The organism is Verrucomicrobiota bacterium (assembly GCA_027622555.1).
Lineage (GTDB): Bacteria > Verrucomicrobiota > Verrucomicrobiia > Opitutales > UBA2995 > UBA2995.
In genome coordinates this window covers 32,746-55,186 of sequence record JAQBYJ010000007.1, presented here as the reverse complement: position 1 = coordinate 55,186, position 22,441 = coordinate 32,746, and the positions used below count along the sequence as shown (strand labels likewise).

The 22,441-nt window shown below is 47.8% G+C and carries 16 protein-coding genes; 7 read left to right on the top strand and 9 right to left on the bottom strand.

Annotated features, from left to right (window positions below; translation table 11 throughout):
• Window positions 1-9: 9 nt before the first annotated feature.
• The 3 genes from O3C43_03370 (at window position 10) to O3C43_03360 (ending at window position 4,385) form a co-directional block, all read left to right on the top strand.
• Entirely contained in the window at window positions 10-2,358 is a 2,349-nt protein-coding gene (locus O3C43_03370; protein MDA1065524.1) for a DUF1343 domain-containing protein, read from the top strand.
• Between the two features lie 300 nt (window positions 2,359-2,658).
• The gene (locus O3C43_03365; GenBank protein MDA1065523.1) at window positions 2,659-4,206 is read left to right on the top strand and encodes an acetolactate synthase large subunit; all 1,548 of its coding nucleotides are present in this window, start codon (window positions 2,659-2,661) and stop codon (window positions 4,204-4,206) included.
• A gap of 26 nt (window positions 4,207-4,232) precedes the next feature.
• Window positions 4,233-4,385, top strand: coding sequence for a hypothetical protein (locus O3C43_03360; protein MDA1065522.1), 153 nt, complete (start codon window positions 4,233-4,235; stop codon window positions 4,383-4,385).
• On the opposite strand, the gene O3C43_03355 is transcribed toward O3C43_03360, so the two are convergent.
• The 4 genes from O3C43_03355 to O3C43_03340 all read right to left on the bottom strand — a co-directional run bounded on the left by O3C43_03355 (window position 4,382) and on the right by O3C43_03340 (window position 8,417).
• On the bottom strand, window positions 4,382-4,639 hold the full coding sequence (locus O3C43_03355) for a hypothetical protein (protein ID MDA1065521.1): 258 nt from the start codon (window positions 4,637-4,639) through the stop codon (window positions 4,382-4,384). The genes O3C43_03360 and O3C43_03355 overlap by 4 nt on opposite strands.
• A gap of 108 nt (window positions 4,640-4,747) precedes the next feature.
• On the bottom strand, window positions 4,748-5,131 hold the full coding sequence (locus O3C43_03350) for a hypothetical protein (GenBank protein MDA1065520.1): 384 nt from the start codon (window positions 5,129-5,131) through the stop codon (window positions 4,748-4,750).
• 222 nt (window positions 5,132-5,353) lie between these two features.
• The gene (locus O3C43_03345; protein MDA1065519.1) at window positions 5,354-5,587 is read right to left on the bottom strand and encodes a hypothetical protein; all 234 of its coding nucleotides are present in this window, start codon (window positions 5,585-5,587) and stop codon (window positions 5,354-5,356) included.
• Window positions 5,588-6,353: 766 nt separating this feature from the next.
• Window positions 6,354-8,417 (bottom strand): hypothetical protein, encoded by a 2,064-nt coding sequence (locus O3C43_03340; GenBank protein ID MDA1065518.1) that lies wholly within the window; start codon window positions 8,415-8,417, stop codon window positions 6,354-6,356.
• 155 nt (window positions 8,418-8,572) lie between these two features.
• Between O3C43_03340 and O3C43_03335 the strand changes: the two genes are divergently transcribed.
• Window positions 8,573-10,057 carry a hypothetical protein gene (locus tag O3C43_03335; GenBank protein MDA1065517.1) on the top strand — a complete coding sequence of 495 codons (1,485 nt, stop codon included), beginning with the start codon at window positions 8,573-8,575 and terminating at the stop codon, window positions 10,055-10,057.
• Window positions 10,058-10,068: 11 nt separating this feature from the next.
• On the opposite strand, the gene O3C43_03330 is transcribed toward O3C43_03335, so the two are convergent.
• Window positions 10,069-12,339, bottom strand: a complete 2,271-nt coding sequence (locus O3C43_03330) for a DUF5916 domain-containing protein (GenBank protein ID MDA1065516.1) — start codon at window positions 12,337-12,339, stop codon at window positions 10,069-10,071.
• 507 nt (window positions 12,340-12,846) lie between these two features.
• Between O3C43_03330 and O3C43_03325 the strand changes: the two genes are divergently transcribed.
• Together O3C43_03325 and O3C43_03320 are read left to right on the top strand one after the other, a co-directional pair.
• A complete protein-coding gene (locus tag O3C43_03325) occupies window positions 12,847-13,014 on the top strand; it encodes a hypothetical protein (GenBank protein MDA1065515.1) in 168 nt (55 codons plus the stop codon).
• Window positions 13,015-13,017: 3 nt separating this feature from the next.
• Window positions 13,018-13,485, top strand: a complete 468-nt coding sequence (locus O3C43_03320; GenBank protein ID MDA1065514.1) for a hypothetical protein — start codon at window positions 13,018-13,020, stop codon at window positions 13,483-13,485.
• An 8-nt stretch (window positions 13,486-13,493) separates the two neighbouring features.
• On the opposite strand, the gene O3C43_03315 is transcribed toward O3C43_03320, so the two are convergent.
• Window positions 13,494-14,933, bottom strand: a complete 1,440-nt coding sequence (locus O3C43_03315; GenBank protein ID MDA1065513.1) for a DUF1501 domain-containing protein — start codon at window positions 14,931-14,933, stop codon at window positions 13,494-13,496.
• Window positions 14,934-14,935: 2 nt separating this feature from the next.
• Window positions 14,936-17,860 carry a PSD1 and planctomycete cytochrome C domain-containing protein gene (locus O3C43_03310; GenBank protein ID MDA1065512.1) on the bottom strand — a complete coding sequence of 975 codons (2,925 nt, stop codon included), beginning with the start codon at window positions 17,858-17,860 and terminating at the stop codon, window positions 14,936-14,938.
• Window positions 17,861-18,068: 208 nt separating this feature from the next.
• Between O3C43_03310 and O3C43_03305 the strand changes: the two genes are divergently transcribed.
• Window positions 18,069-18,809, top strand: a complete 741-nt coding sequence (locus O3C43_03305) for a rhomboid family intramembrane serine protease (GenBank protein MDA1065511.1) — start codon at window positions 18,069-18,071, stop codon at window positions 18,807-18,809.
• Window positions 18,810-18,824: 15 nt separating this feature from the next.
• Here the strand turns inward: O3C43_03305 and O3C43_03300 are convergent, their stop codons facing one another.
• Window positions 18,825-19,433, bottom strand: coding sequence for an HAD family phosphatase (locus O3C43_03300; GenBank protein MDA1065510.1), 609 nt, complete (start codon window positions 19,431-19,433; stop codon window positions 18,825-18,827).
• 69 nt (window positions 19,434-19,502) lie between these two features.
• On the bottom strand, window positions 19,503-22,397 hold the full coding sequence (locus O3C43_03295) for an insulinase family protein (protein MDA1065509.1): 2,895 nt from the start codon (window positions 22,395-22,397) through the stop codon (window positions 19,503-19,505).
• Between the last annotated feature and the right edge of the window lie 44 nt (window positions 22,398-22,441).

Genomic DNA, 22,441 nt, shown 5'->3' with positions numbered 1-22,441 from the left:
ACCCAACTGGTGGTGTTGAAAATAGAAGCAGACAAGAGCAGGAATAATTCTGGGAAAATCATTTTCCTGGTTTTAAGTATCTCATTGTTGCTTACGGCCTGCAGGACTCCACAACTCGAAGTTTTCCATCCAGAAAAACTCTCTGAGATCGATGCCAGTATCGAGAAAGCGATTTCGGACCACAAAACTCCTGGCGGCGTTTTCTGGCTGGAACGCAAGGGCCTGGTTTATTCAAAAGCATACGGCAACAGGTCGTTGGAGCCGAAAGTTATACCAACAAAAATTGATACCATTTATGATGCTGCATCTCTGACCAAAGTAGTCGCCACCACACCTGCGGTCATGCTGTTGATCGAACGCGGACAGATACTGCTTGATGCGCCAGTTCACCGCTACCTGGATGATTTTAAGAATGGTGGAAAAGAGTCGATCACCATTCGCCACCTGATGACCCATACTTCCGGCTTACGTCCTGGAATCGGTCTCACCATGGAGGTCGATGGAGTGAAACAAGACTGGGAAGGTTATGACACAGCCATTGCATTGGCCAAGGCTGAGAAAGTTCAGCACAACCCCGGCAGCGCGTTTATTTATAGCGATATCAATTACATTCTCCTGGGGGAGATCGTCCAACAAGTGAGCGGTCGCAAACTTGAAGACTTCACACGCGAAGAAATATTTCAACCTTTAGGAATGATGGATACGGGTTATCTCCCATCCTCCAAACTGAGGGATCGAATCGCACCGACCAAGTGGGTCGATGGACAGATGCTTCAAGGAATTGCCAATAACCCGATCTGCCGAAGAACGGGTGGAGTTATGGGTCACGCCGGGATGTTCACAACGGCGGCTGATTTGGCCAAATTTGCCAGAATGATGCTCAACAAGGGCGAGCTGAACGGCGTGCGCCTCCTCCAATCTGAATCGGTAGATCTGATGACTTCCGTTCAATCGCCGGCCAACGTCGATGATTGGCGCGGCCTTGGTTGGGACATGGATACGAGTTATTCAAAACAAAGAGGCAACTTGTTTCCTTTGGGCGGTTTCGGTCATACAGGGTTTACCGGGTCTAGCCTATGGATCGACCCCTATTCACAATCCTTTGTCATTTTCATGAGTAATCGAGTCCACCCCGATGGAACGGGTGACGTCCTGGAACTCAGACGTGAATTGGGAACCCTCTCCGCCGAAGCACTGGGCTTCCAATTCGAGGCAACCCCAAGAGGTCTAACCAAGGTTCGAAACGGCATCGACGTTCTTGAGAAACAAAACTTCGCGTCGCTCAATGGATTGAAGCTCGGTCTGATAACCAATCACACCGGACGGAATCGAAGAGGCGTTTCCACCATAGACCTTTTGTTTGAAAGCGACCAGGTCGAGCTCGTAGCTCTTTTCAGTCCGGAGCACGGGATCCGTGGAAAGCTGGATGAAAAAGTCGGTGATAGCCTGGACGAAAAAACAGGTTTAACCATTCGGAGCCTCTATGGAGACACGCGAACACCGACTCCAGAAGCCCTAAAAGATCTCGATGCCCTGGCCTTCGACATCCAGGACATCGGATGCCGGTTCTACACCTACATTTCCACCATGGGACTTGCCATGGAGGCGGCCGCCGAAAACCACAAACAATTCTTCGTCCTCGATCGAGTGAACCCCATTAATGGAACAACGGTTGAGGGACCCTTACGCCGAGGAGAATTCGATTTTATCGCCTACCACGATATTCCCATTCGTCACGGAATGACTGTCGGCGAATTGGCACAAATGATAAAAGTCGAAAAAAACCTGGACCTTGAACTAACCGTCATTCCTGTCCAGGACTGGCGACGTGACATGCTCTTCGATGAAACCGGTCTTCCCTGGATTAACCCCTCGCCCAATATGCGAAGTCTAACTCAAGCTATCCTGTACCCGGGAATTGGATTACTGGAAACTACCAAGCTTTCGGTCGGACGCGGAACCGATACACCTTTCGAAATTATTGGGGCACCCTATATCGACCACCTTGAGCTGGCCGAGGAACTGAACCGACAAAGCATTTCAGGTGTTCGATTTGTTCCGATTCAATTCACTCCTACCGCCAGCAAGCTCGCAGACCAAGCTTGCCGCGGCGTGAACATCATTCTGACAGATCGTGAAAACTGTCCCATTGTCGACGTAGGGATAGCAATCGCCCACACGTTGAACCGTCTCTATGCACCCGATTTCGATATCGAACCATTCAACCGACTTTTGAAACACCCATCCGTTATTGAGCAGATTCAAGGTGGGCAGTCCTGGCGATCAATAGTCCTTCAGTGGAAAGATGAAACAGAGCAATTCAAAGAACGCAGAAAACCGTTTCTCCTCTACAAGTGAACCAAAACGAAACGGATAGTTGGAAACGTGGTAACAACCATCCGATTCTTTTTACGGAGTAGTATTCTTCGAAACAAATGTAGGACCGACTTTAGTCGGGAATCCGGGATTCACGAATCGCGGTTAAAACCACTCCTACACTTTGTGCTCAAGACCGGAAAGACCTACAGTATTTTACCCCGTACAAAGAAACAAAGGATAGAGCAAAGTCAGAGAACTTCATTGCATCCGGCAACTGAGTTGGGTCAAGGTAGCTACATTGGAACAGTCAAAAAAACCAACTATCCCAAAACAATTTTTATGACCGGTGCTGAATCTCTCATTCGAACACTCCTGGACGGAGGTGTTGATACTTGCTTTATGAATCCAGGTACTTCGGAGATTCATTTCGTTTCGGCGCTCGATACCCACCCTGAAATGAAATCGATACTTTGCCTGTTCGAAGGGGTAGTCACAGGCTGTGCGGACGGTTATGCACGCATGGCAGGAAAGCCTGCGGCCTCACTGCTGCACCTCGGACCTGGTCTGGGAAATGGGATCGCCAATCTCCACAATGCCAAAAAAGCGTTTATGCCGATGGTCAACATCGTCGGCCAACATGCCATGCGCCACCTTGATTACGACGCACCCCTTTCGTGCGATATCGAAGGGCTCGCCCGTCCAGTATCGGGTTGGGTGAAAACAACCACTGACTCAAAATTAGTGGCTCAAGACGGAGCCGCCGCCATAGCAGCGTCCCAGTCACCTCCGGGGCAAGTCGCCACGCTTATTTTACCGGCCGACACGGCATGGAATGAGGCCCATGGTCCTGCAAAACCGAAACCGATTCAGAAGCCAAACAACATTCCAGGCGGTCGAATTTCCGAAATTGCTACTATTATCAGAACCAAAAATAACGTAGTATTGCTGGTAGGAGACCACGTATTGCGAAGCGAAAAGCTACAAAGAATTACCAGTAGCATTTCAAAAAAGTTCGGCGCGCGATTCATGGCGAAATGGTTTGGCGCAAGAATAGAGCGTGGTGCGGGTCGACCTATCATTGAACGCCTGGCCTACTTTGTGGATCAGTCTCTTGAAATTCTCAAAGATACGGAACACTTGGTTCTCATAGGGACGGTCGAACCGGTTGGATTTTTTGCCTACCCCAACAAACCTAGCCTCTTGGCTCCACCCGCTTCTGAAAAACATGTGTTTGCAAATATTGACGACGATGTGGAGGCGGGCCTCCTAGCACTCGCCGCCGAACTCGAGGTCTCCGATGATCCAGGAGAACTGGCAATGCTTGAACGCCATGCCCTTCCGAGCGGCAAACTGGATCCCGACAAAATCTGGAAATCGCTCACAGCTCTTATGCCGGAAAACTCCATCATTTCGGACGAAGGTATAACTGCTAGCCGTATCGCCGGACCATTAACCCAAAACGCACCGGCCCACGACTGGTTGCACGTAACCGGTGGGGCAATCGGACAAGGGCTTCCAGTCGCCACGGGTGCAGCGGTTGCCTGTCCCGATCGACAAGTGTTCGCCATGGAGGCCGACGGATCCGGGATGTATACCCTTCAGGCATTGTGGACACAGGCAAGGGAGTCGCTGAATGTGGTAACGGTTATTTTTGCCAATCGTACCTACAAGATTTTGCAGGCTGAAATGAAAAGTCTTTGTGACAAGGAAGACGGACCTCAGTCCTCCGCGATGATGGAATTAAACAATCCCAATCTTGATTGGGTACAGCTCTCACAAGGCATGGGAGTTCCCGCGGTGAGCGTCGATACAGCAGAGGCATTTAACGAAGCGCTGAAACGCGGAATTGCAGAGCCGGGACCCTTTCTTATCGAAGCAGTAGTCTGAAACTCGAGTCGCTTTTCAAAAGTATAATGAAAATCAAACCATTGATCTACCTCGATTCCAGTTTAACTAAAGCCTTGGTGTTTTCGAATGGCGACAGTTTCGAAGCAAATGCCCTGTTTGATCTAACTCTGGATTTATTGTCGCCTGAAGAACATTGCGGTTTTCTAGGTTCTTATTAAGGAATAAAAAATGGCCCCAGGATGACAAATAGAAATAAACCTCCAGCAGCGAAATGAAGTTTCCGATACATTCTTCCTTTTTCTGTAAACAAATCCGGGTACCGCCAAAGAGCATACATTGCTGAGTTATTCCAATTCCACCACTTATCCCAAAATACCTGGTCATCATCTTTTGCTTCGGACAAAGCCAGCATGGCAAAGAGTGGGATGGCACAAAAAGTGGCCAATCCGATTAAAAGGAAGAAGGGGGTCATTTTCTTTCAACGAATCCTAAGGTAGCTTAGGACGCGGGACGCAACCTCTCGGTTAGGACGCGGGACGCAACCTCTCGGAATTGAACTCACCGCCAGTTCGGCTTGGGGTTAATCTTCATAGGTGAACGTTGCCTCATCTGCGGCAAAATGAATAAATGAGTTTGCATAAGACCAATAGAATCTTGCTCTGAATTTTGCCTTTTTCTTTTCTTCAGGATAGTCAGGTAGTGGATCACATAAATCAATAACACCTGGATAGCTATCTGTAGTGTTTTTGTCCGGTGCATCGACCACAAAATACTCAAGCCCGCCTAACTCCAGGACTCCCGCACAAAAGGAATCCTTCTCTTCCTTTTCTTTTGACTCTGGATCACTGACACAAATCTCAAGCTTGAATCGTGCGATTCGATTGAGATTATCGACTTCGTAACTATTCAAAACCGCGTTGTGAAAACCGTTCGGGAGCGTATTTTCTAGTTCTTGGATGGTCATGGAACTTTTTCTGAGAAGACTAAATCCATGAATCGGATCGAGCTGAGCTTACAGATATTTCGTCGGGTGCTTTGTTAAAGTTCATAGTTCTAAAGTCTAGGATGACCTCGTGCAGCGTGCCAGACTCTCACTATTTCAATAATGCTTTCAGATTCCTTTACTCGGTAAATAATCCGATACGGCTTAAAAATTACTTCTCTAATCTGGCGGAAGGAGACCAGGTTACTTTGAAGTCCATTCTCTGATTTCTTTTTCTATTTCTTCGACAGGAATTCCCTGACCAGAGTCGAGTTCCTTAAGGCCTTTCTCGACAGCTGAGAGAAATTCTATTCTCTCTTTAACTTCTTCCCACTCAACATCGTCAGGGAGCTCCTGAATCGTCTTAAGCGCATGTTGTTTTACTGTCATGTCGGAAAATCTAGTTATTTTGTCAGAAATGTCGATCTTTGGAATCATTCTCTCCCCCCAACGACAATTGGAGCTGCCGCTTCAGCACTTTCCCAGGATGCCGCCTCGTTGGAATGAAATTGATTTAGATCACATTTTATCGAGGGCAACTTTTTCTTTTACTTGATGGAAAGCCATGAGGCCGAACGCAAACCGGATTTTGCTTCCTGATTCTCTTCATTTTTTGAGTCATCTGCTGCGCTAAAGGACACGAAGGTCTTTGGGCAACTAAAGTTTATTCAACCACAGATTACGCAGATGGGCACAGATAATGTAATAGTTTCTTAACCACCAAATTGACACGAATTAGAAGGTCGGGACCGATCGCCGAGAGGTCCGATATTCTGAAAGGTTTGTTCGTTCATTTTATAAAATTTTGAACAGGAGCTAACCGAGATAACGGAGGAAAAAATTCCCATACAACTCTGTTTCCTCGGTTGCCTCCTGTTCAAAACAGTGAATATCTGCGTCCTTTGTTTGCCACCCCGGGGCCCTTCGACTTGCTCAGGATCTTTGACAAGTTCTCGACCTCGTCGACTGTCGCTATGCGTCAGCGGAGCATCACGGCAAACAAATGCTTCCTACTACGCCTTGCAGGCTTCGAAGGACACGGTCGGGCTTCGAGACCAGATGAATCGCAAGAATCAGCGACGAAGGAAGCTTCGAGGAATGGTCCCGGTTGCGATTCAACGGGAAGTGGATTTCTTATTGTTCATCTTGAGATCCGTGAGACTACCAATCCAAATGGAAGAGAGAAGGAACCCATTGGCAAAGGCTACAATTCGTAAATGAGCAACCCTTCGTAACCGCCTGGGATTAGCAAACAATGAGGATGCGGGACGACTCGTGCAGGATTCGCTGATGTAACAAACTGATCTATCAAGCGGGGATGTTCGAAGTCTTTTATATCCAAAAGCCAGACTTCCCCTCCAGCCCGATGACTGACGTATAGTCTGTCTCCGTCAACCGTCGGTTTTCCTATCAAAGAAGTTCCTGGAACTTTTATCACATCAATCGATTGAAGTTTACGGGGTTCCAGTTGATCGATCAGACGATATCCTCCATTTGCGAGGACGAGAATCTTATCTCCGACAACAGCTACGCCGTTGGCTGTTTGAATTCTGCCCAATGTAGTCTCCGACACATAAGCAGCACCGCTATTCTTTCTTAAATCATACCAACGGATACGGTCATTTGGCTTATGGTAATTTCCACTCTTATGCCAATAGACACCAGCATAACGATTCGAGAAAAGCCCATCGGCGATATTGTCGCCTGTTAAGATACCTTGTCCGTACTCTCTGAATACGCGCTTAGGGTTTTCCGGATTCTGAATATCCACAACATGAATACTATGGGGTCCCACCATCAATATCGCAAACTCCCCGGACTCTGGGACAATGACTTGTCTGGAAAACTCCCCTTCGGTTGGATATCGGCCAATTAACGATAACTCTCCTTCCGCTTTAATACGCCAGATAGCCAACCCTGCGGTTCCTTCCGCCACAAAGATAAAATTGTTTCGGATATAGACATCCAATACCCGATCTTTAGTTGGGATATGACGAAGCCGTTTAAATTCCGGCCAGACCTGGACCACATGAAGACCACCCTGTCCCGCAGCCACATAACCTATATCCCCGTCGAGAACTGCACTGTAAACCTGTCCTCCCAAATAGTAGGCCCGATAGTCTTCGGTGTTGCGATCCATAACACGTGAACCGATTTCAGGCTGCTCACCGGATTGATCCGTTAAGGCAGATGCAATTCCAGGTGCGGCAATCACACGTGCATCAATGTACGGACTGGTTATCAACACATGGTTTTTTATGACAGACAAGCCACTGACGATATAAGGACCTTTACGCTCTTCATTGTAAGGCAGTTGGTGCTGCCCCACGAAGGTTGGACGAGCGGGGTCGGAAATATTCAAGACAAACAGACCATTATAATTATCAGCCACAAAGGCATGATCGTTGGTAACGCGCACCGCCCACAGATGACTATCCGTGTGATCTTCTCGGGGAAACTTAGTCCGAGAAACTAATTGAGGGTGCGCCGGTTCGTATAGGGAGAAAACCTCCAGAACATGACCGGTTCCAAATCCGGGATCTCCAGGCTTCTCACCGGGCTTTGCCCGTGAGTGCTGACCGGTTGCGGCATAGAGATGACCCTCATAAACAGCCACTCCATCTCCATAACCATCCAACGGAAGTTGATCAACAATTGTGGGGCTTCGCGGATCATGAACATCGACAACCACTACTTTCATTTCACCCCACACACCGACGTACAAATACCCATTCGAGTAAACGGCAGACTGCGAAACACCGGTGCGAGCAACTCCGAGATGTTGAGGGTTTCGAGGATCTGAAATATCGACCAACTCAATTCCATAGAGTCGGCAGGCAAGAAATACTACGTCTCCACCCAATGTGAGTCCTGTCGCAAATTCAATGGTATCATAATTCGCCAAAAGTGAAGGTTGAGAGGGGTCCGATATGTCTACGATAAATAACCCGTCTCCCCGGGAAGCGATATAGGCGATATCGTCCCTCACCTGAATTTGTCGTGTAATTCCGAGATTCTCCAATCGTCCCACCACTTTGGGTGCGCTGGGATTGCTTACATCAACGATCGTCAGAATTCCATCACCAACCGAATAAGAAAAGTTATCCTGAACATCGATCGACAAGCCCGGCCCCGATCCCAATTCGGCAATTCCATGCAAGACGGGTCCGTACGTTTCAAGATCGTGACCTTCGCCCACTGGAAGAAACGATGGATCTCCGAAAATAGAGGAAGTGGCGAAGAGCAGAAATAGGGTAATCCTGTTCATTTGTCAGAATAACGGTAGACGACCTCGGGATTTATTAAAAGAACCAACTTAAATTGTTAGCTGAAAGAAGGATGCCCCGTTGACTCCCGACTCCCGATCGTTGCAAACTTTGCTTCCTACCCCAAACGCACTCCGCGGATTATTCCAGTCATTCAATGAAACACTTCTTTCCAGTCAGTTGTTTTTTGACGCTGTGTCTCCCCCTTTTTGGTGAGCCAGAACCCATCACTGTTGGTCAACACCGCCAACTGTTCATCGATGATTACATCATTGAATCCATGGAGAATGTGAGCCGACGTCTCAACACGGTCAGCAAGCATCCTGACAATCCATTAGTACTAGCGGACCACCTATGGGAAGGTCACATGGCCGTCCCACAAGGATCTGTGATTTACGATGCGGAAGATCAAATCTACAAGATGTGGTATACCACCGATATCCAATCCAAAGGGAAGGGATTCGCTTATGCTGTTAGTCAGGACGGAATTAACTGGGACAAGCCTGCCATGGATATCGTTCTCAAGGACGGGGAAAAAACAAACCTGGTAATCCCGTCGCTGACGATGGGGTATATGTACCAGCCCTACTGTGTAGTGAAGGACTTGCGCGAAACAAATTCTGATCGGCGTTACAAACTAGCGTTTCTGTCCATCCAGCGCGATCTGCCGAAGGACGAAAGCTCATCGCATCCAGGTACTCGCCGAGGTCTTGGAATTTCTTTCAGTCCGGATGGCCTGCACTGGACCAAAGTCAGGGATTTTGCATCCGATGACATTATCGATATCAGCCACGTTCTCATTGATCCGAATCGTAACAATCAATTCGTAATCTATGGTAGAACTTTGAAAGTACAACCCGAGATTCGAAAAGCCTGGGGACACCACGAATGGTTTGAAGAGCACTACAATGGTCGCTCCGTCATTCGATCGACCAGTGATAATTTCCTCGAATGGACCCCAGCGGATTTTATACTGGGACCCGATCTGGACGACCCGGTGAGCACCATGATTTATTCGATGAATGTCTTTCCCTATGAAGGAATCTATCTTGGATTGGCTCAACGATACATCAGCCAACCTGGCATAGGAACCATCGACATCCAATTGGCGATCAGCCGGGATGGGATTCATTTTGACAGACCTTTTCGTGAACCATTCTTACCATTGGGAAATATTGGAAGCTGGGATCGTTTCATGATCCATCCCATGTCGGGTCCTCCTATCGCTGAAGGAGATGAGCTCCATTTTTACTACGGTGGTCGCAACTATCGTCACCGGCCAACTTCGATCCCGGATGAAGGCACACCTACCGGAAGCATCGGAATGGCTTCGATCATCCAGGATCGGTTTGTAGCTGTAGAGGCGAGTTGTGATGGAGGCACTTTGACTACGAAACCGTTTCGATTTGAAGGATCTCAACTCTACGTGAACTGCAACACGGAGTTTGGAGAACTTGAGATTGAAGTATGCGACACTGACGGACGCCCTATCCGGAATTTTAAAACAACCCTTAAAGGAGCTGATGACACATACATTCCCATTGAGTTTTCAAACCAATCTTTATCCACATTTGGAACTCAGTTGGTTCGCCTAAAGTTTACTATCAGGAACGCCCAATTATTTTCCTTCGGTATCCAATAAGACCGTGCCCACTAGAACCGAAATATCGAGCTCAGCTTCAAGGTCGTGTCGCTCTGCTTTAGAACAAACCCGGTGCGTTCGTCGAGGTAGCTTTGGTTAAGAACCAAAAATATTTTTTTGCCCGGACGATACTCCCAGATCAATCGACTATTAACACCCAGTGAATCGGAGATGTTGTCGTACTGAACAATGTTCGACCAGGTGAAGTCCGGGGTGAAGTTGACCAGAGCAGTGAGCGAAGCCAATTTGATATCGAAGTCACCGCCCGATAATTTCACATTCTGTTTCGTGTAAGCCAGGATGGATCCAAAATATTTCGAGGGTGCGAATGTTAGTTCGGATGTATTTTCCGTCCGGGTTCCATCATAGAAATCGCCAAAGGAAAACTCATGCTGCAGGCAAAACATGCGTCGGGTGGCGGTCTCTATGTTGATGATGCCACGCGTCCAGCGATAATCGCCGGCGGAGATAGAAACGTCATCAGAAATATCGAAATCCTCTGACGGAGCATCAGATGAATTTTCGATTCTTATTTCCGCGTAGTCAGCGTTTTCAAAAGCGAAGCCCACCGGTGTAAAGGTGTGAGTGGACGATTCCTGTTCATTGGAAAAGTTGGTAACTATCTCACCATCGTAGAGGAGATAATACTGCCGCAACCAGGACACTGACTCAGTAAAGGGCTGGTAAGTAAGATTCGTAAAATACCGCCGGATACCACGCCTGGGTGCGAAACCAAGAGCGGGGTTATAGTTCTCGTCGATGTGTAACAGGGCAAGCTCCACATTGAATTCATCCGCAGGCAATATTACGTTGCCTCCGAAACTGGGAGCCAATCCATCTCCAAAAGCCGGATCATCGGACTCCGAACCCAACAAAAACACATTAGCCTCCAATCGATATTTATTAAGAAAGTTATCTGTCAGAAACCGGAAATCTGAACCAAGCAACAGGTTATCATAATCGGAGTTGGGATCGCCGTGCGTAGCCAATACTCCTACAGAGGACTGGTCGAAAACCTGCCGACTTACCCGGCCAACAAAAGCGTTCTGACTACCGAGTTCGTCCGTGGAATCAATCACTGCATTGATGAGGCCGATGTCGAACTCCCCTACTCGACCTGTCAATTTGGCAGCACCGAGCAATGGAACCACTTCTCCGCTGCTATTTAATCCAATCCGTCTACTAAAATAAGGTAGAAAAACCGGGCTCGTTCTGGACCGTCGACTGAATCGCTCACCAAATCCGCCAAAATTAAAGACGCCGGCATCTTCGAGAAAGAATCGTCGTTTCTCAGGAAAAAACAGGGAGAAGCGGGTTAAGTTTACCTGACGCGCATCCGTCTCTGCCGAAGCAAAGTCAGTGTTGTAACTGATAGTAGCGCTCATTTTTGGGGTAATGCGGTATCGAAAATCACCACCCCATTCGAAATCAAAATCATTTGTGCCCAAGTCCTTGTCCTCTGACTGCGTCCCAAGAATGTAGGGATTGAACTCCAAGCCCAAGCCCTGCTGCAGTCCGCTTAATCCTTTCAGTTTACCAGCCTCCGAAACATAATAGGACCGCATGGACGAGCGGGGCGAAGCCCAGAGACCACGTTGATCAATTCGTTTGATATTGCGTGTAACATTCAGACCCCATTCCTGACTATTAGGATCAAAACTGAAAGTAGTCAGCGGAAACGCCAGTTCTGCAAACCATCCGAATTGGTTGACCTGGGTTTTGAGATCCCAAATGCCGTCCCACTGAGTATTTAAAGTTGTGTTGTTACTAATGGTCCCATCCTCACGCGCGCCATTGGGATTGATTCGAAACCAATAACCGTTGCGCTCATCGTTGAAGGTATCAAAAACGATGATAGAATAATCGTCAGGACGCTGGGAATCATCCCGGCGCATGTAACGCGCCACAATTTCATCTGGTTCTGAATCCCAATGCCAGATGGCCATGTAGATAAAATTGTCATCATAAGCCACACGGAACTCGCTCGGCTGAGGCATGGGTTCCCCGGGTCTCGGATTGTTTCGAATCAGAGGTCCACTGCTGGGAGCGGTGCGCCAAATCTCTTCATCTAAATGTCCATCAATCTTCGGAGGTGTTTTCACCCGCACCGCGGTGATTTCGGGTTTAAATCCATGAATCAAGCGTTGAGGGTCAATCTCGGAAATCTCTGGGATCGTTCTCGTTATTCCTCCATCCTCCGCCACTGCGCCGACAAAAAATAACACCCAAATTGCGACAACGCAAAATGGCAAAGATACATTTAGGTTTCTTAGAAAAGACACATTTAGGGAGATGAGTGCAGGCGATTGCCAGATTGGAAACAATCTTCGGGATAGGATGATTCCATCCCGACAGAAAGTTACTCGAGATCCTGTAAATTCAGAAACCTGCGTAAATGATAAAATGTTCCGCATGATACCAAAACATGGAACTCACGACTGCCGATCTGCCCTTCAAGCCCTCAAGTTGCAAGTTCGAGTCAGCGGAGGATCGAACAAGGCAGGGACTCTTGAACATAAATAATCCCCGGGGCAAGCCCTCGACCTTGCGGTCGCCAGCCGCTTCGCAGCCGCGGGGTATTTGAGATTTGAAAGTGGAAATTTTAGAACGCCGCAAGCGGCGGGGTATTAGACCCGTGCCGAATAAACCAAAGCCGGATCGTTGGTCTTTTCTCTTTCCCTAAATGAGACATCAAAAATTTGGTTCGATTATTTGAATTGATCAGCAGTTCTGTATTCAGCACTTTGAAATAAATGGAACGCTATCGCCTAGACCGAAATTCTTTTTCCATGCGGTCCCACACTCAAACTGAGGAGCAAAACTTCAGTTATTGGGCTAAAAAAACAGAGGAAGAGCGTCTGGCGGCGGCGGCCTATCTCAATAGCGTAGCTTATGGTTATCCTGATGGACATCCGCCGCGGCTAGACAAGACAGCCCATCGGGCAAGAAAAAGGTAAGCCATGGATGGTTTACTTCATGAGGATTTTCTAGATTTTATAAAATCGCTCAATTCCAACGGCGTAGAATACATGATTGTTGGAGGCTACGCGGTAATTCTGCATGGATACCCTAGGACAACGGGTGATCTTGATATCTGGGTCAACAAAACCGAAGAAAACTATGATAGGCTGGTAAATGCCTTGTCAGAATTTCAGATGCCCGTTTTCGATATGACTCGAGAGAACTTTCTGCGAAACCCTCACTTTGATGTATTCGCATTTGGACGATCCCCTGTTTCTATCGAAATACTAAACGCGGTGAAGGGGTTGGAATTTGAAAAGGCCTACACAAATGCAATTTCAATAGAGATCGACGATGGACACACCATATTTTTGTCCCGGTCCGATTTACTTACTGCGAAAAGGGCGGCAAATAGACCTCGGGATATTAACGACATTGAGAATCTCCTCGGAGGAGAAATTCGTTAAGCAGGAGCTTAAGCAATGATGTCTTTTACAACGTAGGCTTTTTCGACGCCGGTGAGCTTTTGGTCCAAGCCTTGGTGCGGGAAAGTGAGCTTGGTGTGATTAATACCCAATTGGTGAAACATGGTGGCGTGGAGATCCCGCACGTGGACCGGATCTTTCACAACGTTGTAGCAGAAGTCATCGGTCTCCCCGTAGCTGATACCGCCTTTGATACCGCCGCCGGCCATCCAGGTTGTGAAACAACGCGGATGGTGATCACGACCATAGTCTTCTCTATCTCCGGGAGTTAAGTTCTGTGCATAGGTCGTTCGGCCAAATTCCCCGGCAAACACAACCAGAGTATCTTCAAGCAATCCACGCTGTTTGAGATCTGTGAGCAAACCCGAGATCGGTTGATCGACATCACGCGCCTGCCCACGGAGATGCAAAGGAAGATCGCGGTGGTGATCCCACCCGCGATGGAAAAGTTGAACGAAACGCACATCCCTTTCAGCCATTCGACGAGCCAGTAAACAATTGCGCGCGAATGATCCCGTTTGATTAACTTCAGGTCCATAAAGCTCGAGAGTCGCCTCACTCTCACCACTCAAATCAGTTAGCTCCGGGACCGATGCCTGCATACGAAACGCCATTTCCTGTTGGGCAATCGAAGTCTGGATCTCCGGATCTCCAGTTACAAGTTTCTGCTCGGCATTTACCTGACTGACAAAGTCGAGCATCTTGCTGCGAGCCTTCCGGTCGACTCCATTGGGGTTGGAAAGAAATAACACCGGATCACCCACCGATTGAAAAGCAATGCCCTGGTGTTTGCCGGGAAGGAAACCCGTGCCCCAAAGGCGACTGTAAAGAGCCTGCACATTCGTTTTTCCCGACCAAAAAGCTGAGGACAAAATCACAAAGTCAGGTAGATCACGATTCAAAGTCCCAAGACCGTAACTAAGCCAGGAACCCATACTCGCTTTTCCCGGCATTTCCGAACCGGTGCAGAAAAATGTTTTAGCCGGGTCGTGATTAATCGCCTCGGTATGAGTCGACTTGATCATGCAGATGTCATCGGCGTGCCTGGACAGATGCGGCAGCAACTCACTCATCATCAATCCACTTTTTCCCTGTGGCGCGAACTTGAAAATGGAGGCGCAGATCTCCTGCTTTTTACCACGGGTCATGCTAGTCACACGCTGACCTTTGCTGATCTCCTTGGGTAATTCCTTACCATGTAACTTTTCCAGTTCAGGCTTGTAATCAAACAGGTCCAGCTGACTCGGCGCGCCAGCCATGAAAAGGAAAATGACCCGCTTCGCCTTGGCGGCATGATGCAGACCTGGTTGGACCGAGGCCACAAGAGGTTCCATCGATCCTCCCAGCGCGGCGATGCCTAACCCGATTGATGCACGCTTGATAAATTGCCGGCGATTGAGTTGGTCACAGAATGATTGAAATTGATCCATGGTTATCTCCTTACCTTTGTGAGTTCCAAATTGAGCAGACTGTGAGTCATCATGGTCCACGCAGCGAGCTCCACTCGCTTGGCAAATTCTGATCCGCTTAACTCTGGCGTAAGCGACTCGGTCAATGCCTTATCATTTTCATAGATATCAAAAAACTCAGCCAGAGTTTTCTCCATGAGTTTCAGGCGATCGTCCGCAGGTTGATGAGACGTGATCTTTTCGTAGGTAACCCTTAATCCTCTTTCAGGATCATCGGTTTCCTCAAGTGTCAGTTTCGCGCAAGCCTTTGCTGCTTTGAAGTACTGTTCCTCATTCATCATGAGCAGTGCCTGAAGGGGTGTATTGGTACGTTCTCTTCTTGGAAGACAATATTCCCTCGAAGGGGCATTCATAATCGTCATTTGCGGTGGCGGAATAGCTCGTCTCCAAAATGTGTAGAGACTTCGACGGTAGATGTTATCGTCGTTGTCAGGGATATAGGGTCTGTTTGCGACCATGTTTACCATTTCCCATAATCCCTCTGGTTGGGGTGGCCTTACACTCTTGCCGTACATGGTCCTGTTGAGCTGACCGCTGACGGCTAAAAGCTGATCGCGGATCACCTCAGCATCCAGACGATAGCGGGAACCACGGGCCAACTTCCGGTTCTCCGGATCTTTGGTATAAGCGGCTGATTGGGCGTCTGAACTTTGTTTGTAAGTATTGGATAGCAGGATTGAACGAAATAGCAGTTTCACATCCCAACCGGAGTCCATAAAGGAGACCGCTAGTTCATCTAACAATTCAGGGTGACTGGGCCATTCTCCTTGAGCACCAAAGTCCTCCGAAGTTTTAACCAATCCCACTCCGAATATCTGCTGCCAGAACCGGTTAACCACAACGCGAGCTGTCAAAGGGTGTTGGGGCGAGACAAGCCACTCAGCCAGATCCATGCGGGAGTACATGCCCCTTTTCCCTTCCATGGGTGGCAGAAAGCCTGGTGTGTTGCGTTCGACCTGAGCATCGGGAGCATCGTAAGCCCCACCTATCAACATCGTCGTTTGGCGAGGAGGATCCATTTCGGACATGATCATCGCGCCTGGTATGGTATGGTAATAGGCCGTTCGATTGGCCTTCAAATCAACGATCTGCTTTTGGACGCTCAGCACGTCTTTCGAGCGTACCCTCGTAGTCCAGATGCTTTCATGGTCCGGGTCGTGCACTTCGATGGAGGACGCCCAGGCCGAATCTTTGTCGCTCCTCACCATCCAATCGGGACTAGTCGTAAATGAGTTCGTTTCTTCCCCAATTGTGTATTCAAGAATAAAGGCAAACCCGGTTTTCCCTGAGGATTTTGCGGTTATAACATTTTCTCCAGCTTGAAGAATGTCGCTCAATTCGGCAGCCACTCCATCATTCAAGGTGAGCGCTTTCCCTAAGGAAACGCCATTCACGAACACTTCAGCTTCCGAAACAACAGCAGCATTTCCCCCAGCATTTTGAACGTCGTTCGATTTAGGAATGGTCCCCTGAAAAGCACCTCTCTTAAATGAATCCGGTTCCGGTAGAGCAACAAATCGCGCCATTGCAGTTTCTGGTTTCTCAGGCAGATCCAGGGTCGTTCTAAACTCAACACTCTTAGACTGCGGCCCGGGTTCAGTCCATATCCAGGGCACAGCAACTTTACTAAATTTATCAGGCCATTTTTCCGACAAGCCCTGGAGACGTTCTATCGCTTGGAGTTCAAAATCAAGCGCCCGGTTTCTCCCGTCGAAATCGGCCAGTATTTTTTCCTGCTTCGGCGTGGTAAGATTTATGAATGGTGGCTGAAGACCTCGTTCCGGTTCTCCGCCCGTTTCAGCAGCTCCACCAAAATTATTAAAAAAGGCGTACAACTGGTAGTAGTCCTTTTGAGTAATGGGGTCATATTTGTGATCGTGGCATTGCGCGCATTGAACCGTGAGTCCAAGAAAAGTCGTGCCGAAGGCCTCGACACGATCAACAACATTTTTGTGCAAACTCTCCTCAGGAAGGGCGGTGCCTTTGTCGATGATCAGGTGAAGACGATTAAACCCGGATGCAACCAAATGCTCTCGGCTAGGGTCATCATACAAGTCACCCGCCAACTGGTATTTTATAAACTCATCAAACGGCAGGTTATTATTATAGGATCGTATCACCCAATCACGATAAGTTGAGAACTCCCGATCAAAATCGTGGTGCATCCCATTAGTATCGGCCAAGCGAACCAAGTCCGCCCAGTAGCGAGCCATGTGCTCGCCGTACGATTTTTTCTCGAGCAAGCGGTCAACCAAGCGAGTGTAAGCATTTTGACTTTTATCATTTAGAAATTCATTAATCTCATCGAGAGTTGGCGGTAGCCCCGTCAAGTCGAAGGTCGCTCGTCGAATGAGCGTTCGTTTATCGGCCTCAGGATTCGGTTTCAGTCCTTGTTCTTCCAGGGATGCCATTACGCGGTTGTCGATCTCGCTTGCGCCCCATTTCTTATTCTTGACCTTCGCTAACTTGGTTTTGGTTGGAGGAATAAACGCCCAAAAATCCCGGTATTCTCCACCTTCAATGATCCACTGTTTGAATAGCGCAATTTCCTGCTCGTTGAGGGGCTCCTTGTGGGAATTTGCCGGCGGCATTCTTTCATCTTCAAACTCTTCGGTGATTCGCCAAAACAGCTCACTTTCCTCAGGCTCACCAGGTTTGATAATAAAGTAATCATCCCGAGGCGTCAGCGCGCCGAGCCTGCCATCAGGAATATCCAAGCGTAAGTCTTCTTCGCGATCCGCTTCATCAGGACCATGACAAAGGAAACACTTATCAGAGAGGATCGGACGAATGTCCCGGTTGAAGTTGATGGTGTCTTTCGCCGCCAGACTGCCAACAGAGAAAAGATAAACTGCCGAGGCAAAAATTACTAAATAGGAAATTCTCATTTAAGGATAAACTCTACACAGGAAATACTACCTTGAAAAGCTTCTCCAAATTCAAGCAAGAGATCTAAAGAAGTCAAAGTCGATTCCCTAAGATTAAGATGGATTCCACTTCAGGTTTATTTCGGCAAAGAGCAGGTGGTGGATAAAGGCAGAGCATTATAAACTGGTGAAAAAGAGAACATCCAATAAGCCTTGATTCTGACGTATTATGAAAAAGTTTCCACCCGTTGTTCTCGTATTGATCGCAATCAATGCGCTCGTCTTTGCACCTTCTCTCCTTGCGCCCGAAATCGGGAGAAGCATCCAAAATCACTTTGCCTTGTATTTTCCAAAGAATGATGAATTTCAACTGATCCAATTCATCAGCTACATGTTTCTTCATGGCAGCCCGGCTCATATTTTCTTCAACATGTTCGCGCTGGCATCCTTTGGGGTCCCTTTAACCATGATATGGGGATGGCGTCGTTTCCTTTCATTCTATTTCGCCACTGGAATCGGAGCAGCAATCATTTACACGGCGGTAAACTATTATCAATTTTCAAACGCCTATGGTATTTTGATTGGTGCGGGATTCACTGAAGATAGTATAAAAGTTCTATTAGAAAGCTTCAAAGCTGACCCTAGCTTAACGTCGAAAGTACCCGAAAAGGTCATAAAGTCCCTTATAAGTATTTATCACGCTCCAGCAGTAGGTGCCTCGGGAGCAATTTATGGAATCCTGGTGGCGTTTGGAGTTCTCTTTCCCAACGCAAAGCTCAGCCTCATGTTCATTCCTGCCCCTGTGGCGGCGAAATTCTTCATACCCGCGCTGGTCTTGTTGGATATGTTTTCGGGCATCACCGGGTTTTCTCTTTTTGGTGGAGGCATAGCGCACTGGGCTCATGTGGGAGGAGCAGTTATTGGTTTCCTGATAATGCTCTACTGGAAAGCCAAGCTAAGCAGGCGATAGTTTTCCACCAACACTTCAACCCATTTGCTTGGCGTACGGATGAGTCTCCACATGGACCGCTTGCATTCCCGCTGCGTGGGCGGCCTGGATACCGAGCGCGGCATCTTCAAATACCAGGCATTTGGTTGGATCCACTTTTAGGAGCTCGGCGGCTTTAAGAAAAATATCAGGCGCCGGTTTTCCGTTTTGGACGTCCTCAGCGGTGACAAGTGCATCTACAAGATCTGCCACACCGATTGTTTTGAGTGTGTGGCTTACACAATGGAGAGTCCCTCCGGAGGCTACAGCGATGGGGAGCATCCCCACCTTGGATTTTAATAGATCAACTACAGGTTGAACCGGTTTTATCTCGTCCAGGGATTCCCGGTAATACTTGTTTTTCCACTCATCGACCTGATGACTATCGATCGAGGTATTAAATTGATGGTTTAGTCGCGCGACAAATTCATGAATGGGAACACCAGCCAGGCCGTAGTACAGCTCTTCGCTAAGATCTACTTCGATTCCCAGATGCTTAAAGGTTTTTAAGAATGCAGCAAAGTGCACGGGCATAGAATCGGCCAGGGTGCCATCACAATCGAAAATATAAGCGTCAAAAGATCCTTCAGGAATGTCCAATTTCATAAGGACCGGGAGAGAAAGGGAAACCGTTGGTCAGGGCAATACGGAATTGGGAAAAGAACCAACAATGATTTAATCAAGAAACAGGTCTTCAACGGAGACCTCCCTGATCTTACCGAGTTTCGCTATGCTATCGAGATCGAGTCGATCACGCGGTCCGACGATGGAAATGAGTTTCGTTCGACCTGCGATACTTGATTCGTGGAAGGTTTTCAGTTCATCGAACGATGCCTCTGCAAGCCTGGCATATCGTTCAGGTCGCGGGTCCGATTCAAAGCCTAAAAGCTCCCAGGATTTAACGGCACCAGGAATTTCACGGAATTTCAGTTTCCCTACCCGGTACTGATTTTGTAATGACCCAAGTGTGTTGGCAAAACGACCCTCGGACTCGGGGAGATTATCAAAGAGGTCCAAAAATACCTCTAAAGCTTCGACAGCCTTGTCGGGCTGGGTACCGATGGCTCCCAACATAAGGTTTTCGTTTTTGCGATTGGACGGTTGAAGGTAACGGGCACCGACTGAATAGGCCAATGCGCGTGCTTCGCGTAGTTCCTGAAAAACAATACTGGACATGCCGCCACCGAAGTAGTCGTTGTAGAGTTCAATACCGAGCTCGTTTTCGTCGGAGTATAAGCCATCAGCGAATTCAATTCTAACCTGAGCCTGTGCGGTCTCCCAATCGAAGAAAAGGATCTCTGTTTCGGCAGGTTCCCGAATGTCTTCCACCGCATAAGGCAAAGCGTCATTCAGTTTTGCCTCCGGGTCAGTTGCGGATGCAATTTTAGCTTTCACTTGTTCAATAGGAAGCGAACCTACATAGAAGTAATCGTGTTTAAAGCCAGCCAAAGAACTTACTTCACCCAAAAGATCATCAACCTTCAATGCCAATATGCCTTCAGCACTCATTCTGGTTAGAAATGGTGACTGATCTCCATAGCGGTTGTAATTTCTGAGCGCCAGGAAAAGTGACTGAATATCTTCTTTCGCATCTTTACGTTGCTTTAAGATGATCTCTTTCAGCGTATCCAATACCTCCTGACTCGATACCGGATGGCGAATGAACTCCAGCATAAGCTTGAACGTGCTATCAAAATTTTCATCCAATCCGCTTATGGAAAAAGAAGAGCTGTGGTCATCTACGCCGAATGAAAAATCTGAGCCTTGGGCGTACCAGGCTTGTTTCAGCGCGTCTGGTGACAGATCCTGTGTCCCGGCTTTGTCCAATAGCAAACTGGCCGCCACGAGTTTTTCATTTTCCCGACGACCAAAATCGAAACTCATGGTAAGGGAGAACAGATCGTTTACAGGATTCCTGGTATAGAATAAACGAACACCGTCACGAATTTCGACGATCTGGTAATCTTTACCTTCGGTCACAAAATCCGGCTCAATAGGTTTAGCCTGCAGTTTAAGAATTTCTTCACCATACTCGGAAGACGCAAATCCTGACATGTCCGGTTTTTCGAATTCGGGCTTATCCACCTTCGGCGGCTCAAACTCTCCATTACGGCGATAAACAGCTACGTGCGGGCCATTAAAATATTTATTAGCCACGGCGATGACATCTTCTTTGCTCAATGCATCCAAACGATTGATCTCGGTAACTATATATTCCCAACTTGCATGTGTGTTATAGGCAGATGCCATCATGCTTGCCCGAGCCTGATTCGACTCGAGGCCGAGTTTCTCGGACTTTTTGAAATCGGCGACAATCGCAGGAATAAGCCAATCGCCAAACTCTCCTCTTTTAATAATAGCGAGTTGATCGAGTAAAAGCGCTTCCACTTCTTCCAGGATTTGGCCTTCCTTGGGCGAACCGTACATGTATTGGGTTCCGGCAAATTTTCGAAGGTACGGGAACGACCCAGCGTTCAAAACCTTCTGCTGCTGATTCAGGTTTAAGTTGATTAATCCGGCGTTGGCATTGTCCAAAATCATATCGATCAACTTTAAGGCCTCGACATCGTTGTGTCCGAGAGGCTGGGTGGAAAACGCAATATAGACTTCCTCTTCTCCGGGATAAAAAACTTCAGAGGTCTTTCCTTCAGTAATGGGTTGAGCATTTCCAAATTTGAACCCAGGTATTTCTCCAGACTTCCAGGAAGAAAAATGTTTATCGATTAACTCGATGGTGGCTTCGATCTCAAAGTCGCCGGAAAGACAGAGGGCCATATTGTTGGCTACGTAATAGGTATTGAAAAAATCGTGGATGGCTTGAATGGAAGGGTTTTTTAAATGTTCAACATGTCCAAGCACCGTCTGGGATCCGTAAGGATGATCCCCATACCGAAGACTGAAAATCTCCTCCTGAATGATTCGTCCCTTGTTATCCATGGAACGGTTTTTTTCCTCATACACAATTTCCAGCTCAGGAAGAAACAGCCGGAACACAGGATCTATAAACCGGTTGGCTTCAAGCGACGCCCATTGCTCAAGTCGATTGGATGGTAGCTCCATGTAATAAACGGTGTAATCATTGCTGGTCCCCGCGTTCATACCGGTAAGACCGAGCTGCTTTACGATTCGGTCCAACTCATTGGGGACTGCATACTCAGAAGCTTTGGAGGATTCTGCTACAATCTCATCAAATAAAGATGCACGTTTCTCAGCATCGGTTTCGAGAAATCGCTTTTCATAAAGCTCGGTAATTCGCTCGATATGCACCTTCTCTTTTTCCCAATCGAGGGTGCCGAGCTTGGTGTTTCCCTTGAAGAGCAAATGTTCAAGGTAGTGAGCCAGACCGGTGTTAGTTTCAGGATCATTTGCTCCGCCCACTCGTACGGAAACTTCCGCAAAAAATTTAGGTTCTTCGTGATTTTCACTCAGGTACACTTTGAGGCCATTATCCAACTCGAAAATGTGCACCTGCATCAGGTCGTTGGGCAGGGGCGGCTGGACAAGCTTGTAACCGGCGGAAAGTGACAGGCTACTAAGAAGGAAAGTGGCGAAAATTAAAAAGGATCTCATAGTAAGTGAACGCTGGGTTAAATCAGGGCCAAGCAGAAGACAGG

Bases quoted from the DNA above. Each gene is read 5' to 3' on its own strand.
- O3C43_03365 (MDA1065523.1), top strand. From the start codon at position 2,659: ATGACCGGTGCTGAATCTCTCATTCGAACACTCCTGGACGGAGGTGTT.
- O3C43_03360 (MDA1065522.1), top strand. From the start codon at position 4,233: ATGAAAATCAAACCATTGATCTACCTCGATTCCAGTTTAACTAAAGCC.
- O3C43_03355 (MDA1065521.1), bottom strand. From the start codon at position 4,639: ATGACCCCCTTCTTCCTTTTAATCGGATTGGCCACTTTTTGTGCCATC.
- O3C43_03350 (MDA1065520.1), bottom strand. From the start codon at position 5,131: ATGACCATCCAAGAACTAGAAAATACGCTCCCGAACGGTTTTCACAAC.
- O3C43_03345 (MDA1065519.1), bottom strand. From the start codon at position 5,587: ATGATTCCAAAGATCGACATTTCTGACAAAATAACTAGATTTTCCGAC.
- O3C43_03340 (MDA1065518.1), bottom strand. From the start codon at position 8,417: ATGAACAGGATTACCCTATTTCTGCTCTTCGCCACTTCCTCTATTTTC.
- O3C43_03335 (MDA1065517.1), top strand. From the start codon at position 8,573: ATGAAACACTTCTTTCCAGTCAGTTGTTTTTTGACGCTGTGTCTCCCC.
- O3C43_03325 (MDA1065515.1), top strand. From the start codon at position 12,847: ATGCGGTCCCACACTCAAACTGAGGAGCAAAACTTCAGTTATTGGGCT.
- O3C43_03320 (MDA1065514.1), top strand. From the start codon at position 13,018: ATGGATGGTTTACTTCATGAGGATTTTCTAGATTTTATAAAATCGCTC.
- O3C43_03315 (MDA1065513.1), bottom strand. From the start codon at position 14,933: ATGGATCAATTTCAATCATTCTGTGACCAACTCAATCGCCGGCAATTT.
- O3C43_03310 (MDA1065512.1), bottom strand. From the start codon at position 17,860: ATGAGAATTTCCTATTTAGTAATTTTTGCCTCGGCAGTTTATCTTTTC.
- O3C43_03305 (MDA1065511.1), top strand. From the start codon at position 18,069: ATGAAAAAGTTTCCACCCGTTGTTCTCGTATTGATCGCAATCAATGCG.
- O3C43_03300 (MDA1065510.1), bottom strand. From the start codon at position 19,433: ATGAAATTGGACATTCCTGAAGGATCTTTTGACGCTTATATTTTCGAT.
- O3C43_03295 (MDA1065509.1), bottom strand. From the start codon at position 22,397: ATGAGATCCTTTTTAATTTTCGCCACTTTCCTTCTTAGTAGCCTGTCA.